Below are 19,233 nucleotides of genomic sequence, written 5' to 3'. Positions count from 1 at the left end.
CAACTATGTTACAATTAAGAATGAGAAAAACAGCCATTATTTTTGTAATGGCTGTTGGTTTTTTAAACCAAACGCACGCCCAGAAAAAGTATCCGTATCAGGATGCCAAATTGCCAGTAGAAGAAAGAGTTCAAGATTTGCTAAGTCGTATGACGCTTGAAGAAAAAGTGCGTCAGATGGATATGTATAGAGGAGATTTTTTTAAAGATAAAGAAGATTTTGCGAAATCTAAATCGGCAGAAAAAATTGGAAAATTAGGAATTGGAGCGATTCATGATTTGTATCCACGCTCAGCGAAAATGATCAATGATTTGCAAACGAATGTAATCAAAGGAAACCGTTGGGGAATTCCGGCGCTGATTATGTGCGAGATGCTTCACGGCTATTTAGATGAAGGAAGTACCGCTTTCCCAATGAACATCGGACTTGGAGCAACTTGGGATACATCTCTTTTAGATAAAGTGGGTAAAGTAATCGGTATGGAAGCCAGAGCACACGGTGTTCACTTTGGTTTTGGTCCAAATTTAGATTTAGGGCGCGAACCGCGTTGGGGTAGAGTTGCTGAAACTTTCGGAGAAGATGCTTTTCTAAATAGTGAAATTGGTTTGGCCTTCATTAAAGGATTACAAGGAGACGATTTAAAATCGGATCGATCTATAATTGCAGAGCCTAAACACTTCGCGGTTCACGGTATTCCGCAAGCGGGAGGAAATTCTTCGCCAATTTTGGTGGGAGAACGTTCAGCTCGTGAAGATCATTTGCCATCTTTCCAAAAAGCATTTATGAAAGGTGGTGCGTTAGGAACCATGTGCGCGTATTCTGAATTAGACGGTATTCCTTGTGCAGCAAATCACTGGTTATTGACAGATGTTTTAAGAAAAGAATGGGGGTTTAAAGGAATTGTAGTTTCTGATTTAGGAGCTATTAAATACATTCAAACGACTCATAAAGTGGCTGATTCTCCAAAAGATGCTATCAGAGAAGCGGTTTCTTCTGGTGTTGACATGCAGTTTTATGACTTTAGTAATGAATTCTGGCAGAACACCATCATTGAATTAGTAAATGAGAAGAAATTGACAACAGAAAATATCGACCGTGCTGCGGGAGGAGTTTTACGTTTGAAATTCTTATTAGGATTATTTGAAAATCCTTTTACAGATAAAAATCTTATCAAAGAGCGTTTTCATACTAAAGAAAATCAAGCAGTTGCTTTAGAAGCTGCTCAAAAATCTATGGTTTTATTGAAAAATGAAAACAACACTTTGCCTTTAAGTAAAAACTTGAAAAATATTGCGGTTATCGGACCAAATGCAAATGCTTCAAGAATGGGAGGGTATGCTCCTAAAAATAGTGTTGGTGTAACGGTTTACGAAGGAGTTAAAGAATTAGTTGGAAAAACAGCTAATGTAGTTTATGAAGAAGGTGTACCATTAATTGTAAAAGGGCAGATTATTCCATCTAAATATTTATTTACTCCAGACGAATCTCAAAACGGATTAAAAGGAGAATATTTCAATAATAGAGAATTGCAAGGAACACCAGCATTAACCCGCATTGACAGTCAGTTAGAGTTTGACTGGCCTTGGGCTCCTGGTGATGGTGTTAATGTGGATGACTTTTCTATCAGATGGACAGGATTCTTAAAATCAGATCAAGCATTGGACGGATGGTTAGGTTTAAGTTCTGATGACGGAATCAGAATGTATATCGATGACCAATTAGTTATCGACAACTGGACAAAAGGAGCGACAAGCATGGTTACGGTGCCAAAAAACATTGAAAAAGGTAAAAAATACAAAGTCCGTATTGAAATGTGGGAAGGAGGCTGGGGAGCCAGAGCTCATTTCCGTTGGAATTTGGAAAAAGTAAACCTACAGCCTGCAATCGAAGCAGCTAAAAAAGCAGATGTTGCGATTGTGGTTTTAGGAGAATCTAATGAATTGGTAGAAGAAAACAGAGATGTGGCTTCTTTAGACTTATTTGGAATCCAGCAAGAATTGATTGAGGCAATTCAGAAAACAGGAACTCCAGTTGTTTGTGTATTGTTGAACGGTCGTCCGCTTTCTACAAACTGGATCAGCGAAAATATTCCTGCCGTTATCGAAGGTTGGTTTCCAGGTGAATTAGGAGGAAGAGCTGTAGCTGATGTTATATTTGGAGATTACAACCCAGGTGGAAGATTGCCAATTACAGTTCCGAAATCAGTAGGGCAGTTACCTATATATTATAACCAAAAACCATCAGCGATTCATAAATACGTTAGCGAAAGTGAAAATCCATTATATACATTCGGTCACGGTTTGAGTTATACGAAATTCCAATATTCAAATCTTAAAATAAGTTCAAAAGAAATAAAAGCAGAGGGTACTTTAAAAGTTAGTATTGATGTTAAAAACGTTGGAAATTTTGATGGAGACGAAGTGGTGCAATTATATGTAAATGATGTTTACAGTTCTGTTACGACTCCGGAGAAAACTTTAAGAGGTTTTAAGAGACTTTTCATCAAAAAAGGAGAAACTAAAAATGTTGAATTTACACTTACAAAAGACGAATTAGGCCTGTGGAACAGACAGATGCAGTTTGTAGCAGAGCCTGGAGACTTCGAAGTTATGGTAGGTGGAAACTCAGTTGATTTGTTAAAAACACAATTCAAAATTGTGAACTAAAAAGGCAGATTGCAGAAGAATTTTAAACGATAACAAGATAAAAAAACGAATACAGTTAAAAAAAGCCTAAATCCATTAGATTAATAGGGTTTAGGCCTTAAAAATATGGAGGATAAGGATTACAATTGAAAACGTTTTCTTTCAATAAAACGTCCATTTTTGACCAACACCTTTTAAAAAATGTCATTTGTCGAAATAATGTATTGTTAACAAAACGTATTCCTAAATTTAACATGTTATTAACTCTAAAAAAACAACTAATATGATTAAAAACGTACTAAAATTACTGTTTGTCGTATGCCTTTTTGGATTTCAGAATCTAGAGGCTCAGACTACAGTAAAAGGAACGATAACAGAAGCTGGGACAGGTATTCCGATTCCTGGAGCTAATGTTGTGGTTAAAGGAACAAAAACAAGTACATCAACCGATTTTGATGGTAAGTACACTATTAATGTTTCAAACCAATCAGCAGTCTTGGTTTTTACTTATGTAGGATCTGCTTCAAAAGAAGTTGCTGTTGGAACACAAACTACTATTAACGTAGCTTTAGGACCAGACACACAACAATTAGGAGAAGTAGTAGTTACGGCTCTTGGTATTAAAAGAGAGAAAAAAGCGATTACGTATTCTGCACAAAATGTATCTGTAGATGAGATTTCAGAAGCAAGATCATTAAACGTTGCCAACTCGCTTTCTGGTAAAGTTGCGGGTCTTAACTTCTCGACTACATCTAATGGTGTTGGATCTTCTTCAAGAATTACCTTAAGAGGTAACAGATCTCTTAACGGAAACAACCAGCCTCTTTATGTAGTAGACGGTGTGCCGATTAGTAACGGAACAACAAATTCTAATCCTGATATTGATACAGGAGGAACTACTCAGCCAGACGGTATTTCTAACATCAACCCTGAAGATATTGCTTCGATGACTGTTCTTAAAGGACCATCTGCTGCTGCACTTTATGGTTCTAGAGCATCAAATGGTGTTATCATTATTACTACTAAATCTGGTAAAGCAGGAAAAACATCTGTTTCGTTATCATCTAACTTTATGGCATCTTCTGCTTATAACTTGCTGAACTTACAAAACGAGTACGGACAAGGTACAAATGGAAATTATGTTGCTAACTCAAGCTCAAGCTGGGGTGGAAGATTAGACGGGCGTCAGGTATCGGCTTGGCAATTGGTTCGTAATCCGAATTATGCAGGACCAGCTACACAAAGCTATTCTCCACAGCCAAACAACGTTATTGATTTTTACAAAACAGGTTACAACTTAGCTAACACATTAACAGTTACTACTGGTAACGAAAAAGCACAAGGATATTTCTCTTATACCAATACACGTGCTGAAGGTATTGTGGGAGGTAACCAAATGGACAGACACAATCTTAACTTAAGATTGACAAGCAAAATTTCTGATAAATTATCTTTAGATGTAAAAACAAACTACATCGTTCAGGATATCGACAACTTGTTGAGAACTGGAGAAGAGTCTATTGGTACATCAGCTTATTTATTACCTCGTAGTATTGCTTACAACGATTACAGAAATTTCGAATATATTGATGCTGCAGGACAAAGACAAGTAAATTATTTCCTTGACGAAACAGGAGCTCCAGGTGGAAACCCATATTGGTCTGCTTTAAGAGACGATGCTCGTACAGACAAGAGAAACAGATTTATTGGTTTAGCTTCTCTTAAATACCAGCTTACAAATACGTTAAGTTTACAAGGTAGAGCTGGTTTAGATCAAATGACAAATAAAAATGTAAGAAACAGATACGCTACAAATGCATTTAACAGTAATATGGGTTCATACAGTGAATCTTATGAAACTGTAAGCGAATTAAACGTTGATGCTTTACTTGCTTACAGCGAAAAGTTCGGTGATTTTACAATTGGACTTAATGGTGGTGCAAACGTATTGCAACAAAATAATTCTGCTTTAAATTCAGGTGGTGTGTTGAGTAAAAGAAATTTCTTTGCCCTAAGTAACGTTCAAACTATTCAATCTACTTCTACAGCTTCAAATAAAAGAATCAATTCGGTTTACGGATTTGGTCAAATCGCTTACAAAAATTATTTATTCTTAGATGTTACGGCTAGAAATGACTGGTCTTCTACAATTCCTAATGATTATTTCTACCCTTCATACGGTATTTCAGCTGTTATTTCTGATATGGTTAAATTACCAGAGGTAATCAGTTTTGCAAAAGTTAGAGCTTCTTACGCAAAAGTGGGTAATGATACAGATCCTTACCAAACACAGCAAAGATTCTCTTATATCGGAGGAAATGGAGGTATGCTTTATGGACAAAATACAAAAGCGAATCCTAATCTTAAACCAGAATTATCTGGATCAACAGAGTTTGGTGCAGATGTTAGATTCTTCAACAGCCGTTTAGGTTTAGACTTTACTTATTTCAATACATTAACTAATAACCAGATTTTCTTCATCAATACACCAGAATCTTCTGGATATTCAAGAGCAATTGTAAATGGTGGTGATATTGAAAATAAAGGTATCGAGCTTACGCTTACAGCAACTCCTATTCAGACACAAAACTTTACTTGGGATATTACAGCAAACTATGCTTCTTATAAATCTAAAGTAAAATCTATCCTTGATGGAAGAGACGAGTTAGTTTTAGGTGAAGGACGTTTGGTAAGAAGTAAAGTTGTTGTTGGTGGTGAGTACGGAGATTTATACATCAAAGGTTTCCAAAGAGACCCACAAGGTAACATTATCGTAAACAGTGCAGGTATTCCTTTGGCAACAAATGGTTTTGATGTTCGTGCTGGTAACTTTAATCCAGATTGGACTGGAGGTATCAAAAACAACTTCAAATACAAAGATTTCTCTTTAAGCTTCTTAGTTGATTTTAGAATCGGTGGTGAAGTTATTTCATACACTCAGGCTAGACAAGCTGGTTTAGGAGTAAGTGATGTTACTTTGGCTGGAAGAGAAGGTGGAATCGTTGTTCCTGGGGTTGTAGCTGTTGGAAACGGAACCTACACTCCAAACACAACAAGCATTACTGCTGAACAATACTGGACAGCAATCGGACAAAGAACTCCAATTGCAGAGCCATTTATTTATGATGCTACAAACATCAGATTGAGAGAGCTTGTTTTCGGTTATTCATTACCAAAACGCATATTAGGTACTTCAGGGTTTTCAAGCATTGATTTCTCTTTAGTAGGAAGAAACTTATTCTTCTTCGTAAACAAAGCTAAACATTTTGATCCTGAAGCTGGTGCAGGTACAGGAAACTTGCAAGGTATAGAATCTTTCAACATTCCTTCAACGAGAGATTATGGAGTTAATGTTAAATTTGGATTTTAATTAAAAAAAGAGATATCATGAAATATAGTTTAAAAATAAAAACATTAGGAGCTGCATTATTGGCATGTTCTATTTTATCAAGCTGCGCAGGCGACTTTGATGAAATAAACAAAGATCCTAATTCATTGACAGAAGATCAGCTAGATGCTACTTTGGCAGGACCTGCTTTCGCATCTGCACTATACGCAGGTATCCATAACGGTTCTTATTCTTCTCCGGGAGTTGATGACCAGGGAACGTGGGGTATTGCAACAGGAATTTTATCTTCAACTTTTATCCATTATCTGAATTGTGGATATGGTACAGAAAGAAATGCTTTTGTAAATGGATACGAAGGTAGAGGATGGTTAAGATTTTATACTGTAGCTGTACCAGCTTTAAACAATGCGGTAAAAGCATCTGAAGGTAATGCTGAGGCTTTAGCAGTACTTAAAATCTGGAAAGTTTTCATGTACAACCAAATGGTAGATGCTTACGGACCGATTCCTTATACGCAAGCAGGTAATGGTCAAGAAAAAGTTCCTTACGATAGTGTTGAGTTTATTTATGATGATTTCTTCAAATTATTAGACGAAGCAAATACGGTATTATCTTCTTCTTCTGTTGCTACAGTTGCTTCTTTTCAGCCAAACGACAGAGTTTATGCAGGTAACGTTGCAAAATGGAGAGTTTTCGGAAACAGTATGAGATTGCGTTTAGCATTAAGAATTTCTGATAAAGATGCTGCAAAAGCTAAAACTCAAGCAGAAGCTGCTGTTGCTGCAGGTGTAATGGAGACAAATGACCAAAGTGCTTTCTTTAAAGCAAGTAACATTACTCCAAACAACTTGAACATGATTGTAAACAGCTGGGGTTATACAATGACTGCTTCTATGGAAAGTATTCTTGTTGGATATAACGATCCACGTTTAGCAAAATGGTTTGCGCCAATCGATACAGGAGTGTACAGAGGACAGCCTGTTGGAGCTTTAGAAGATCAGTTTGGTACAACTAAATTCTCTGCATTTAACAATGATGTAATGGGTAACGGTGCTGCAAACAACTTGAGCGAATCTAAAAATATCGAAATCTTTATGGCTTCTGAAAACTACTTGAGTAGAGCTGAGGGTGCTTTAAATGGATGGAACATGGGTGGAAGTGCTCAAAGTTTATACGAAAATGGTATTAAATTATCTATGGCACAGTGGGGAATCACTGATGTTGCAGCTGTTAATTCTTATATTGCAGGATCTACTTTACCGACTTTACCAAACGTTTTAACAGTTTTTCCAACATTAGATTTATTAGATATTCCGGTTAAATTGCCAGTTGCTTGGTCTTCTACAGTTGCAAATCAGCGTACGCAGATTGCTGTTCAGAAATACTTAGCGATTTTCCCTGAATCTTGGGAAGCTTGGGCTGACCTTCGTAGAAGCGATGCTAAAGTTATCTATCCTGTTTTAAATACAGATAACAATGATGCTGGTGTTGGTAAATCTTTGATGAAAAGAATTATTTATACTACAAACGAATATTCTTCTAATAGAGACGCCGTTGTAGACGGTATCAGTAAATTAGGAGGTCCTGACAGTGGTGGAACCAAACTTTGGTGGGACGTAAAATAATTAATTTGGTTAGTAATGATAAAATAGCTTCGTTACTTAGACAAAAGGAGAGGCAACTCTCCTTTTGTTGTTTTACAAACAGTTATAAGCATAAAAAATAATGATTTTAAAATTTAAGTACACAGCTGTATTATTTGCCTTAGTTTGTTTTTCTTGTCTTGCACAAAAAACAAAGTATAAGGCTGTCAATATTGAGAGTAATTTTGTAGCAGATCCGCCTGTAACAGCGGCAAGTCATGCGGCGACTTTGGTAGAAATTAATCCAAACGAAATAACAGCGGCATGGTTTGGCGGAAAGTATGAAGGCGCAAAAGATGTCGGAATTTATATTTCTTCCTATAAAAACAAAAAATGGTCTGCTCCGCAAAACATTATAAATCCATTGATAAGAAACGGTGATACCCTGCCATGTTGGAATCCGGTTTTATTTAAAAGCAAAAGCAGTAATCTTTATCTTTTTTATAAAGTTGGCAAGAATCCAAGAGAATGGTTTGGAGCGATGATGGTTTCTAAAGACAACGGAAAAACATGGGGAGAAGCCAAATATTTGCCTGATGGAATTCTAGGACCTATTCGTAATAAACCAATAGAAACTACTCCTGGAGTAATTATCTGTGGAAGCAGTACAGAAACAGTAGATAAAAACATTTGGAATGTACATGTTGAAGAATATACGGAAGCATCAGATTCATGGAAGAAAATTGAAATTGAAAACCCTAAAAATCTCGAAATAATTCAGCCGACATTTTTGATTCACAGTGCCAATCAGATTCAAATGCTGTCAAGAAGCAAGCACAATAAAGTAGTGTCAAGCTGGTCTAATGACAATGGGAAAAGTTGGAAAAAAACAGATACAATCAATGTTGTAAATTCAAATTCGGGAATTGATGCTTTGACAATCAATAAAAAGCTTTTTTTACTGGTTAACAATCCTTTGCCACAAGGAAAAGACTGGTTTTACGGACGAAATATTTTAGATGTCGAATATTCTAATGATGGTCTTAAATGGACAAAACTTTTTGATTTGGAGCATGAAGAAAAAGGAGAGTTTAGTTATCCAGCGATAATTCAGACAACTGATCAAAAGATTCATGTGTTGTACACTCATGACAGAAAGTTTATAAAACATACCGTTTTTGAGTTAAAATAGTAAGCAGAATCTTTTACTGATTGAATTATGATGACATTCCAAAAACAAAAAGCCACTTTTTTTCTAGTTCTGTTTTGTTCTTTTAATCTTTTTGCCCAAAAAAATATGGCTCAGACTTTTTACAAACACGACAAGTTTTTGTCGTCAGATAAGTTAGAAGGTCGTTTTCCGGGAACAAAAGGAAATAATGAGGCTGCAGCATATATTAGGAAAAATTTTGAGAAATACGGCTTAAAAAAGTTCAGCAATAATTATTATCAGCCTTTTAAGCTTTTCGTAAAACCTGATATCAACAAAATGAAATCTGACAGTGTTTCTACACAAAATGTAGTTGGGTTTTTAGAAGGATCTGATGAAAAACTAAAAAACGAATACATCGTTATCGGAGCTCATTATGATCATTGGGGATGGGGAGGAAAAGGTTCTGGAAGCAAAAAGAAAGAAGCTTTCGCTATTCATAACGGAGCAGATGATAATGCCTCTGGAGTCGCAGCTTTGTTGTGTATTCTAGAAGAACTTTCGAAACCAGAAAATAAGCCAAAACGCAGTGTGATTTTTGTTTCATTCAGCGGTGAAGAAGAAGGTTTATTAGGTTCTAAATACTTTGTAAATCATTTGCCAGTTCCTAAAGAAGCTGTAAAAGTAATGCTGAATATGGATATGGTAGGAAGACTGAATAATGAAAAACAGCTTTATATGGGCGGTGCAGGAACTTTTCCAGAAGGTGTTGAACTGATGAAAAAATTGGGAGAAAACAGCGGTTTAAATCCTGTCGTACATGCCGGTGAAGTTGGGGGATCGGATCATGTTTCTTTCTACAAAGAAAAAATCTCCGTTATCGGATTTCATACAGGCGGACACGAACAGTATCATACGCCAGACGATGATATCGATCTCATCAATTTTGAAGGAGGAGCTTTGGTTTCAAAATACATTTATAATGCCTTAAAAACAATTGCTGATTACAATGAAAATTTGTACTTCATCAAACAAGATAAAGAAAATTGAATTAGTAGATTATTTTGAGTTAGAAATTGTTGTTTTAAAATGAAGGCGGCGTTTACTGTATGTTGTAAACGCCGTCTTTTACTTTAAAGGCCCAGTCTGCCATTGCTTCAATCACAGGAAGTAGTCCTTTTCCGGCGTTGCTCAGTCTATAAGTAACAAAAGGCGGTACGACAGGTTTTGCTTCGCGAATGACCAAACCATCTACTTCTAGTTGTTTCAAATGCTGAATCAGCATTTTTTCGGTTATAGTCGGAATTGCTCTTTTCAATTCGCTGTAACGTTTGTCGCCTGAAGCTAAATGATATAAAATTATAGGTTTCCAATAACCGCCTATTTTTTCCATTACAAAAGTTACAGGGCATTTTTCTAATGCATACTGCTTATTTTCCTGAATTGTCGATGTTTCTTTAATTGCTGTCATGATACATACTTTAGGGTAAGTACTTGTATAAAAGTAAGTACAAATATACCTTTGTCTTGTTGAATAAAAAAACATTTAAAGATGAAAATTATAATTTCAGGTTCATTAGGAAACATAGGAAAACCTTTGGCCAAACATTTAGTAAATGCCGGTCATGATGTAACGGTGATAAGCAGCACTGAAGATAGAAAAACTGCAATAGAAAATTTAGGAGCAAAAGCAGCAATCGGTTCTGTAAACGATGGCGTTTTTTTGAAAGAGGCTTTTAATGGCGCTGAGGCTCTTTTTGCAATGACGCCTCCAAATATGGGCGGAAAGGAAATCATTAAAAATACAGTTGAAGCCGGTAACGCTTTCGCGAAAGCAATCCAGGAAGCCGACATAAAAAGAGTGGTCATGCTAAGCAGCATTGGAGCTGATTTGCCGAATGGAAATGGTCCGATTGCAGGATTACATCAAATTGAGAAAATATATGAAAATTTAAGTACTTCTGTCACTTTTTTGAGAGCAGGTTATTTTTACATTAATTTCTATAATGATATTCCGCTAATAAAAGGAGCAGGGATTATGGGAGCAAATTTTCCGGTATCGTTGCAGATTCCGTTAGTTCATCCAGAAGATATTGCTTTGGCCGCTGCCGAAGAACTTCAAAAGCCATTAGAGGGAAAAAACATCCGTTATATAATCAGTGATGTTAAAACTCCATCTGAGATTGTAAAAGCATTTGGTGAAGCAATCCAGAAACCAGAACTGCCGTGGTTAGAATTTACAGATGAACAGTATCTAGGCGGTATGACACAAGCTGGAGTACCTGAAGAAATCGCTGGTTTATACACCGAAATGGGAGCAGGATTGAGAAGCGGCAAAATTGGAGCCGATTTCTTAACTAATAATTTCTCCGTTGACGGAAAAATAAAACTAGAAGATTTTGCAAAAGAATTTGCATCAAGATTCTAAATAAAAAAACAATCCGCTCACTAATTCAGAGCGGATTGTTCAATTAAAAAAAAACTCAAGGATTCATACAAACAATTGCGCTGTATATTTTTTAGAATACCCCAATATAGTGGTTTCCAGGTTTGTTGATTAATTTTGCACCTTTAGTTACAGCACCAGTTGGAATATCAATAACATAAATGTTTCCATCTTTTCCTACTGGAGTAACAGCGATATAGAAGTTATTTCCATCCACAACAAAACCTTGGTATTGACCGAAGTTTAAGTCGGCATCATAAGCAATACCTTCTACTTTTGTAGCTGTTCTAGTGTTTAAGTCTAATCTTGCTAAGAAACCTTGTTCTGTTCCTTCGTAAGTGTAAACTGCATAAGCAATTCCGTTTCCTACATATCTCCAAGCATCGATATAAGAACCTTTAATTCCTAAAGCAGTATCTAAACTAAACACATAGGAATTATCATATTCGTTGCTTTGGTTGATTTTTAAGATATAAGAACCATTTTGAGTATCTCTTTGTGTAGCCTGATAAACGTTTCCGTCAGTAGCCACGAAGCTGTTGAAACTTCTGTATCCGCTTGTATCACCAAATCCAACTGTAGAAGTAATCACTTTAGGATTTTCTAATGAGGGATAATCAACTACAACAGATTTAGACCCTAAACGTGTAAAACTAGAAGCATTTTGTCCCGTTGCCGGATCAGTCTTACGCATCCAAGTTCCAATGATTAATTTGTTTCCTGCTTTGTTTAAAGTTGGGGCATCTAAACGGAAAATATGGTATCCTTGAGCTTCTTCTTCAGGGGTTAACGGAATTTCATATTGCTTGAAAGCAGTAGCTACAGCTTGCTGCAAGTCTAAAGACAACACTGTTGCAGTTCCTCTAGTATATTTGAATGTTTTGTCTTCGTTAGTATTTACCACTGGGGCAGTTACGTTTACAGCAATACCCGTTTTGTCTCCGTCAAAAAGTTTTACCCATCTTGGAGATGTTCCTGCGTACTGAGAAATGTTAGATTTATTTTGAGATTCTGCAAACTTGTTTCCGCCTGTTACCTTATATGTCATGAATTCACCCCCATTAGCACCCGTATATGTAATGTTAAAAAGAGTATTTCCATCTACAGAAGATTGCAAACGAGCCGTTCTATTAGATTGAACAGCTGCACCATTTGTGTATACATCTACAGAAAAGTTAGGATCGATTGCATTTTCTTTGCTGATAGCGTAAACTTTTGTCCCGCCGTTTCCATCTCCTGGATCAGTTTGCATTAAAGCTCCTGCTACAGTAATCCATCTTCCATCTGTTACTGGATTTACTGTTTCTGAATTATTATTATCATCACTGCTACAAGCTGTAGTTAGCACTAATGCGCCTAGTAATAAACCAGATGTAAATAGTTTAAATGTATTCTTTTTCATATTTATGAATTTAAAAATTAGTTATTTATGATGTGATTAAAATTTACTTATTGCATAGTTGAGTTTGATATAAAAAGCTCTTCCTGGTTTTTGGGCTGCAAAATTGTCATAAACCTGCTCATCAAAAATATTCTTAGCATCGATGCTTACTATGAATTGTTTGTTTGGGAAAGCATAACTTAAGCCTAAATCTTGCGGAAACTGAGCTGTAGTTCTGTCAATTTCCAGCCAAGATGTATAAAATGGAGCTACATAACCGCAGTAGTAATAAAGGTTTAATTCTGATTTGCTCTGAATGACATTTTTAAAGTTGTACTGTAGATTTCCGTTTACAGTAAAAAAGGGTTCATTTGGTAATTGTTTGTTGTAATAGCTCAACATATTTCCGTTCGCATCGTATTTGGTTTTATAGACCGAATTGAATTTAGAAAGATTTACACCAGCAAATAATTTATCTTTAAACGAATACTGAACTGAAGTTTCAAAGCCTAAAGATTGTGCTCTTCCTAAATTTACAAAAGGAGTAGCTTGAACAGCCTCATTAACACGATCACTTATCTGACGAACAATCTTGTCTTCGGTATTTCTCCAAAATGCATTTCCGTAAAGTGAGAATTTATGGTTGTTAATCAAGTAAGGCCCAAGTCGAACACCAGCATTGATATTATTGCTTTGTTCTGGACCTAGATTGGCATTGCTCAGAATATTTTCACCAGGTAGTCCGAATATTTCATTTTCAGAAGGTAACCGAATTGCTTTTTCGGCCGAAAGCATTAATAGCACTTTCGGTACAATAGCATAAGAACCTGCGAATCCATAGCCATTAAAGTTTGTGTTTTTAGAAGTATTTTCAATTACCAATGTGCTTTGGCCGTTTTGATTTGTGAGCCTAGGCGTACTTTGTTCTGTTTTTAAATTATAATTTTTGAGGAAAAAATTACCTTTTAGACGAGATTTAAAAGCCTGCATCTCATATGCAAATGAAGAAACTGTTTTGCTTAAATCACGTGTAGCCATAAAATTACGAACCAGTTCCGGCTGCATTTGGTCAAATTCATTTCTATCGACGGTATAAAACATCCCGTTAACCATAATTTTGTGGTTTTCGGTAATGTTATAAGTAAACCCTAATCTAGTATTAAAGATATCCGATTTTTGATGATTAATTGTTGGTGCTCCTTGCTGCGCTCCAGTTACAGACAAAATCGGTTGCCCATATAAGCCTATCGCTTTTTCGCCGTTCCAGTTGTAATTCCATTTTACAGTGTCATTAACTACATCATTTCTATGACTGTAAACAGAAATTACCGAAAAGTCCAGATTCTTGATTAAGAAATCTTTTTTGTTGTAGTTAAGACTAAACACATTGGCTGAAGATTCACTAAAACGTCCTTTATAAGGTTTCGTCATATATTGTCCGTGCTGAATCTGATTGTAATCTTGTGAACCATTGTAACTGATTGAAAAATTATCTGCCCATTTTACATCGGTATAACCTGCTTCAAGTCTTCCACCGTATGATCTGTACATACTTTCAAAACGTTTTGCTCTGATGTATTCATATCTTCCGTTTGGAGCAATGTTGTAAACAAATTTTCCCCATACTTCGTAGTCATTATCAGAATAATTCTGAAATCCGTTCGCTTTAACAGTGAAACCAGATTTGTCTCTGTAAGTCGTACTAAAATTCGATTGTATAGTATTAAAAGAACCATATGAAGCCGAAGCTGCAATCATGTTTTTAGATCCTTTTTTAAGAATAACATTAATAGCTCCCCCAAGTGAGTCGTCTGCCAGATAAGCAGGAACAACACCTTTATAAACTTCAATTCTTTCAATTAAGGCCGGCGGAATACTATTTAAACTGAATGATGCACCATAAGTTTGAATCGGAATTCCGTCAATAAAAATTCGGATAGCATTTCCAGACATTCCGTTGATGTTGTACGTTACAGCAGAACCTAAACCTCCATTTTGCCTGATTCTTACACCTCCTGAGCGATCTAATAAATCGTTAGTCTGAAGGTTTCTTTTCGCTGCTTCTTGTGTTTCAATTACATTAACGGCAAAGCCTTTCTCCATTATCTCTTTTCTGATAGAAGATTTTTTGATTACAACTTCTTGTAAATCTTTAGGGCCGTTTCGGTCAAGTGAAATATTAAGTTCTGTATTCGGTTTGTTGATGTTTACTTTGGTAGTTTTTGTCTGTCCTTCCATAGAAGAAGTTTCCAATATGTATTCACCATATTTTAGGCCTTTAAATTCGTAACGACCAAAATCATTAACGATGGCATATTTCTGGGTTCCTTTAATAACAACCGATGAACCATAAGCCAATTCATCTGTTCCAAAAGTCACTTTTCCAGTAAGGTTTCCCGTTTGTGACCAACTTGTAATAGTAATAAAAAATAGAAGTAAAATTGTTCTCATATTGAGTGTGCGTATAAAGTGCTGCAAACTTATAGCATAATTTAAATTTAATCTAAATAAAGATATTAGAAGATTATTAGAATTGAAGCCGAGTTTCTAATGTTGTTTTAATATGAAATAGGAAGTAGGAAGTAGGAGTTATGGTGTGAGAAGAAATGAAAAAAGGCTTTATCCAAACTTAATGTTTTGGATAAAGCCTTTTTATTCACCTATAGCTGGCGCAAATTTATTTGTATAAAAATCTTAGCGACTTCGTAACTTTTCGAGATTAAATAGATTTTAAATATTTTTACTTTAGATAAAAAGAAGCTGAATTCAATTTATGGACAAACAAAAGTCTAAAACTTGTAAGTAAAATTCTTAGACTTAATGACTTTACCTTTGTCTGTAATCATTAAGCAACTGTATTCTGGGAATTTTTGAAGTAAAATCATGCCGTCTTTTTGGCCCAAAACCATTATCGAAGTGCTCAATCCGTTTGCCATTTCGGCATTTGGACCAAAGACACTGACACTACACAAACCTGTTGCAGGATATCCCGTTGCTGGATTTATAATGTGCGAATATCGTTTTCCATCAAAAACAACAAATTTTTCGTAACTGCCTGAAGTCGTTACGGCTTGTTGTTCGAGTGGAATCACTTTGAGTAATTTTTCAGGCTTAAACGGATTCGTAATTCCGATTTTCCATGGTGCACCATTGGGTTGTGTGCCCCACGTACTCATGTCTCCGGAACCGTTTATAATTCCTGCTTTTATTCCCTGAGACAGCATCATGGCACGGCATTTATCTGTCGCATAACCTTCACCGAGAGCGCCAAAACCAATTTTCATGCCTTTGATTTTCAGAAAAATAGTCGATTGAACACTGTCTAAAATGATGTTTTTATAACCGACTTTTTCTACTGATTTTTTTATGGCTTCCGCCGAAGGCATTTCTGTCATTGAGCCGTCAAATTTCCAAATACGGTCCATTGCGGCAAAACTGATGTCAAAACCACCGTTGGTGATTTCAGATAGTTTTAAGGCTCTTTGTGTTAATTCAAAAACTTCACGATCGACTTTTACAGGCTGAATTCCCGCATTCTGATTGACCTTAGAAACTTGTGAATCCGATTTCCAGTCTGAAATCAAATTTTCAATTCGGGTAATTTCAGCAATGACTTCTTCGATTTTCTGACCTGCTGTGAGCGAATCCTGAGCCACAATCGTAATATCGAAACGTCCTCCCATCAATAAGGTGGTCTTTTTTCGCAAAACCTGTCCGCTTGACGTAAATCCACAAAAAAGCAATACCATTACTAGTAATTGAATTGTTGTTATTTTTTGAGATTTAGACATTTCGATTTGTTTTTTATTTGAAAATTAGAGCATTTAATAACAATCTGTCAAAAGCTGTCCGTTGCGTTTATATTCAGTAATGTTTTTAGAGTTTGAAGTCAGACAAAGTTCATCCAGAATGTTTTCTACATCCAGTTGCATTTGTACCGAACCACAAATCATAATCACACCGCCTTCTTGTAATAAATTAATAAAAAATGAAGCATCACGTTTAATTAAATCCATTACATAAATATGTTCTTCTTCGCGAGAAAGCGCAATATTGAAGTTTTCAAGATGCTGTTTTTCAATCATTATTCCAGCAAATTTTTTATAGGCCGAAAGAGTAGGAGTTTCCATTCTAAAACCGCTGTACAAATGCAGTTCGGTTTTGGCTTTGTTTTGTTCAATCATACCAAGAAATGGCGCAATTCCGGTTCCGTTAGAGATAAAAACCACCTTCGGAGCTTTCTTTGGAAGATGAAAAGCAGCATTTTTCAAAATTCGCGCTTTTATCGTATCGCCTGGTTCCAGTTTATTCAAAAATCCCGAACCCAAACCAAAAGGATGCAGTTTTACTACAAGCTGAATATTGCCCGTATGTTTTCCGATAGAATAAAGACGTTCGCGATTGTCGTTTGCAGGATAAACCGCCAGTAAATCGCCCGAGGTAAATTTGGTTCGGCTTCCTGCACGAAGTGTCAATAAAAAAGTATGCTCAGTTTCTGACACAGGAGTCTTGTCTAAGACCATTAATTTCTCCAAACCTTTTGGAACTTCATTGTATAAAGATGGAGTAGCAGACAATACAACTTGGTTTTTGGCATTCCATAACTTAATCCATTCTACAAATTCTTCTGCCGATTTATCATTGACAGTGTGCATGGGTAAAAAGCGTTCTGCCCAAGATTGATTTTCCAACAGAGCATCGACTTTTTTAGCAAAACCACAGAAATCTGGATAAGCTTTAGAACCAAAGCCTACAACAGAAAAAAGAGTTTTATGTTCCTGAGTATATTTTTTAAGAATTGAGAGAAACTTGTTTCCATTTGAAGGCGCGTCGCCCAAACCATGCGTAGAAGTAAATACAATAATATGTTCTGCTTTTGGAAAAGCTTTAAAATTGTTCAGTTCTGTTAAAAATACTTTTTTTCCAGCCGCAATCAATTGTTTCTGAACAGCATTAGCGAAACGAAGCGAACTACCGTTTTCTGAACCTGCCAGCAAAATATAGTTGCTTTCAGCAGCTTTAAATTTGTTTTTAATTCGACTTGACCGTCTTTTCAAGGTAATGGCAAAACCAGAATAAACAAAGAAAAGAATATTGATGCAAGCCAAGCCCAAAATCACCGCCCAGATTCCGTTTATCCTGCCCGTATGAAGATCAAGGCTTAAGGCGGCGAACTGCGCTCTAATCGGCGAAAGCTTTTCAGAAGTTACCATTCCAGTTCCTTGATTTACTTCGACTTCGCGGTCTTTTAATTCAATAATGAAATATTCTTCTGGATCTTCTGTAAACGGAAATTCTATTTTTTTAACATCACTTAAAAGCGTGTTTTTAAAAAAAGAAACTTTATTGTTTTTAGACAAATCTGCTTTAGAAGTTTCTATTTTATCTTTTGCTTTTTCATCTTTCGGCATAAAAAAATTGAATCTTTCAAGAGACAAATAAGTTCCTGTAAGTGCAATTGCCAAAATCGGAATTAGCGCAATTCGTCCTAAAATAACATGGTAGTATTGAGCAAAATATTCTTTAACAACTTTAGAAAAGAAATTTCGGATTCCCTTTTGTCTTTTTAGTACAAGTACAAAACCAGAAATCGAAATGAGCAGTAAAAGAAATGAAATCACTCCAACAAAAAACCGCCCCGTTTCATGAAGAAACAAGGAGCGGTGTAGACTTGTGATCCATTGAATAAATTCGCTTTTTTTTACAGGTGTTCCTAGTTTTTTTCCTGTTTTCGGATCGATATATGCGTTTATGTCATTTCCGTCTTCATCAATGGCCTGAAGCGTTACAAACTGATTGTAGTCTACGCTCAATTCTGTAATTTCTGGATATGATTTTTTGAGAATCGGCAGTGTTTTTTCTAAGGTTAAAGTATTAAAATCTGCTGCTTTATACGGCAGTGTTTTTTCTTGTACCGCATCGACCGCCAAAATAATGCCGGTTACAGAAGCTAAAATTAGAAAAAGAGAAGAAAACAAGGCCAAAGCCAAGTGTGCGTAACGCCAAAAAGAAAGAGTCATTGAATGTATTCTAGAAATGTAATCGTATTATAATTTGTTTAATCTTACGTATTTGATGTAACCTTTTCCATCTGTTTTTTCAGCAAGACCTTCAGTTGTAAGTGGTATTTCAAGATCGCTTACATAATATTTCTGATCTTCTACAGCCGATTCAAAACGTAATTTATACCCTTTGTTTATTTTAGAATTTTCAATTTCGATTGTTGTTACGCTTCGGTCACCGCCAGTTACAGAAGCTCCAGTTTTGGCACTGATATCATCGTTTTTTTGAGTGTGGAATTTATTCCATTCTTTTAATGATTTGTACCATTTTTTGTCATCGCCCATTACATAAAGCGTTTTTTCGTATTCGCCATTTGCATTAACAAGAGAAACAACGATATAAGCACCTTCGCCCATATAATTATTCATCTGCAGCATGCATTTGTATTTGCTAGATTGTGCACTAGCGTTTAAAGAGAATAGAAAGATAAAAGCGCTTGTAAGAGTAAATTTTACTATAGATTTCATTTTTTTTTAAGTTATGGGTTAAGGGAAGGAAGTTATGAGTTATTGGTTAAGCGTTGCGTAAAATCACACCGACAAAACTTTTAACTCATAACTTCCAGCTTTTAACTTCAATTTCCAAATGTAGAGCTTGGAATTTTGAATTTCAAATA

Annotated in this window: 12 protein-coding genes; 6 read left to right on the top strand and 6 right to left on the bottom strand. The window is 35.9% G+C overall.

Going from position 1 to position 19,233, the window contains the following annotated elements:
- Nucleotides 1–5: 5 nt before the first annotated feature.
- The 5 genes from ACFFLS_RS12995 (at nucleotide 6) to ACFFLS_RS12975 (ending at nucleotide 9,777) form a co-directional block, all read left to right on the top strand.
- Nucleotides 6–2,666, top strand: a complete 2,661-nt coding sequence (locus tag ACFFLS_RS12995; protein WP_379682009.1) for a glycoside hydrolase family 3 protein — start codon at nucleotides 6–8, stop codon at nucleotides 2,664–2,666.
- Between the two features lie 262 nt (nucleotides 2,667–2,928).
- Nucleotides 2,929–6,015, top strand: a complete 3,087-nt coding sequence (locus ACFFLS_RS12990) for a SusC/RagA family TonB-linked outer membrane protein (protein WP_379682008.1) — start codon at nucleotides 2,929–2,931, stop codon at nucleotides 6,013–6,015.
- A gap of 17 nt (nucleotides 6,016–6,032) precedes the next feature.
- Complete coding sequence (locus tag ACFFLS_RS12985) at nucleotides 6,033–7,619, top strand: SusD/RagB family nutrient-binding outer membrane lipoprotein (protein ID WP_379682007.1); 1,587 nt, start codon at nucleotides 6,033–6,035, stop codon at nucleotides 7,617–7,619.
- A gap of 100 nt (nucleotides 7,620–7,719) precedes the next feature.
- The gene (locus tag ACFFLS_RS12980; protein WP_379682006.1) at nucleotides 7,720–8,769 is read left to right on the top strand and encodes a sialidase family protein; all 1,050 of its coding nucleotides are present in this window, start codon (nucleotides 7,720–7,722) and stop codon (nucleotides 8,767–8,769) included.
- Between the two features lie 105 nt (nucleotides 8,770–8,874).
- The gene (locus ACFFLS_RS12975; RefSeq protein WP_379682005.1) at nucleotides 8,875–9,777 is read left to right on the top strand and encodes a M20/M25/M40 family metallo-hydrolase; all 903 of its coding nucleotides are present in this window, start codon (nucleotides 8,875–8,877) and stop codon (nucleotides 9,775–9,777) included.
- Between the two features lie 52 nt (nucleotides 9,778–9,829).
- Here the strand turns inward: ACFFLS_RS12975 and ACFFLS_RS12970 are convergent, their stop codons facing one another.
- Nucleotides 9,830–10,198, bottom strand: a complete 369-nt coding sequence (locus ACFFLS_RS12970) for a winged helix-turn-helix transcriptional regulator (RefSeq protein ID WP_379682004.1) — start codon at nucleotides 10,196–10,198, stop codon at nucleotides 9,830–9,832.
- An 81-nt stretch (nucleotides 10,199–10,279) separates the two neighbouring features.
- Between ACFFLS_RS12970 and ACFFLS_RS12965 the strand changes: the two genes are divergently transcribed.
- Nucleotides 10,280–11,155 (top strand): NmrA family NAD(P)-binding protein, encoded by an 876-nt coding sequence (locus ACFFLS_RS12965; RefSeq protein WP_379682003.1) that lies wholly within the window; start codon nucleotides 10,280–10,282, stop codon nucleotides 11,153–11,155.
- Between the two features lie 91 nt (nucleotides 11,156–11,246).
- On the opposite strand, the gene ACFFLS_RS12960 is transcribed toward ACFFLS_RS12965, so the two are convergent.
- The 5 genes from ACFFLS_RS12960 to ACFFLS_RS12940 form a co-directional block, all read right to left on the bottom strand.
- Entirely contained in the window at nucleotides 11,247–12,575 is a 1,329-nt protein-coding gene (locus tag ACFFLS_RS12960; protein ID WP_379682002.1) for a DUF4374 domain-containing protein, read from the bottom strand.
- A 36-nt stretch (nucleotides 12,576–12,611) separates the two neighbouring features.
- Complete coding sequence (locus ACFFLS_RS12955; RefSeq protein ID WP_379682001.1) at nucleotides 12,612–15,005, bottom strand: TonB-dependent receptor; 2,394 nt, start codon at nucleotides 15,003–15,005, stop codon at nucleotides 12,612–12,614.
- Nucleotides 15,006–15,343: 338 nt separating this feature from the next.
- On the bottom strand, nucleotides 15,344–16,345 hold the full coding sequence (locus tag ACFFLS_RS12950; RefSeq protein ID WP_379682000.1) for an FAD:protein FMN transferase: 1,002 nt from the start codon (nucleotides 16,343–16,345) through the stop codon (nucleotides 15,344–15,346).
- Nucleotides 16,346–16,378: 33 nt separating this feature from the next.
- Nucleotides 16,379–18,574 carry a PepSY domain-containing protein gene (locus ACFFLS_RS12945; RefSeq protein WP_379681999.1) on the bottom strand — a complete coding sequence of 732 codons (2,196 nt, stop codon included), beginning with the start codon at nucleotides 18,572–18,574 and terminating at the stop codon, nucleotides 16,379–16,381.
- Nucleotides 18,575–18,601: 27 nt separating this feature from the next.
- A complete protein-coding gene (locus ACFFLS_RS12940; RefSeq protein WP_379681998.1) occupies nucleotides 18,602–19,084 on the bottom strand; it encodes a DUF2271 domain-containing protein in 483 nt (160 codons plus the stop codon).
- Nucleotides 19,085–19,233: the final 149 nt, after the last annotated feature.

The organism is Flavobacterium procerum, assembly GCF_042431625.1.
GTDB classification, from domain to species: domain Bacteria; phylum Bacteroidota; class Bacteroidia; order Flavobacteriales; family Flavobacteriaceae; genus Flavobacterium; species Flavobacterium procerum.
The sequence above is the reverse complement of the archived record's forward strand: the minus strand, read 5'-3'. Positions and strand labels throughout refer to the sequence as shown.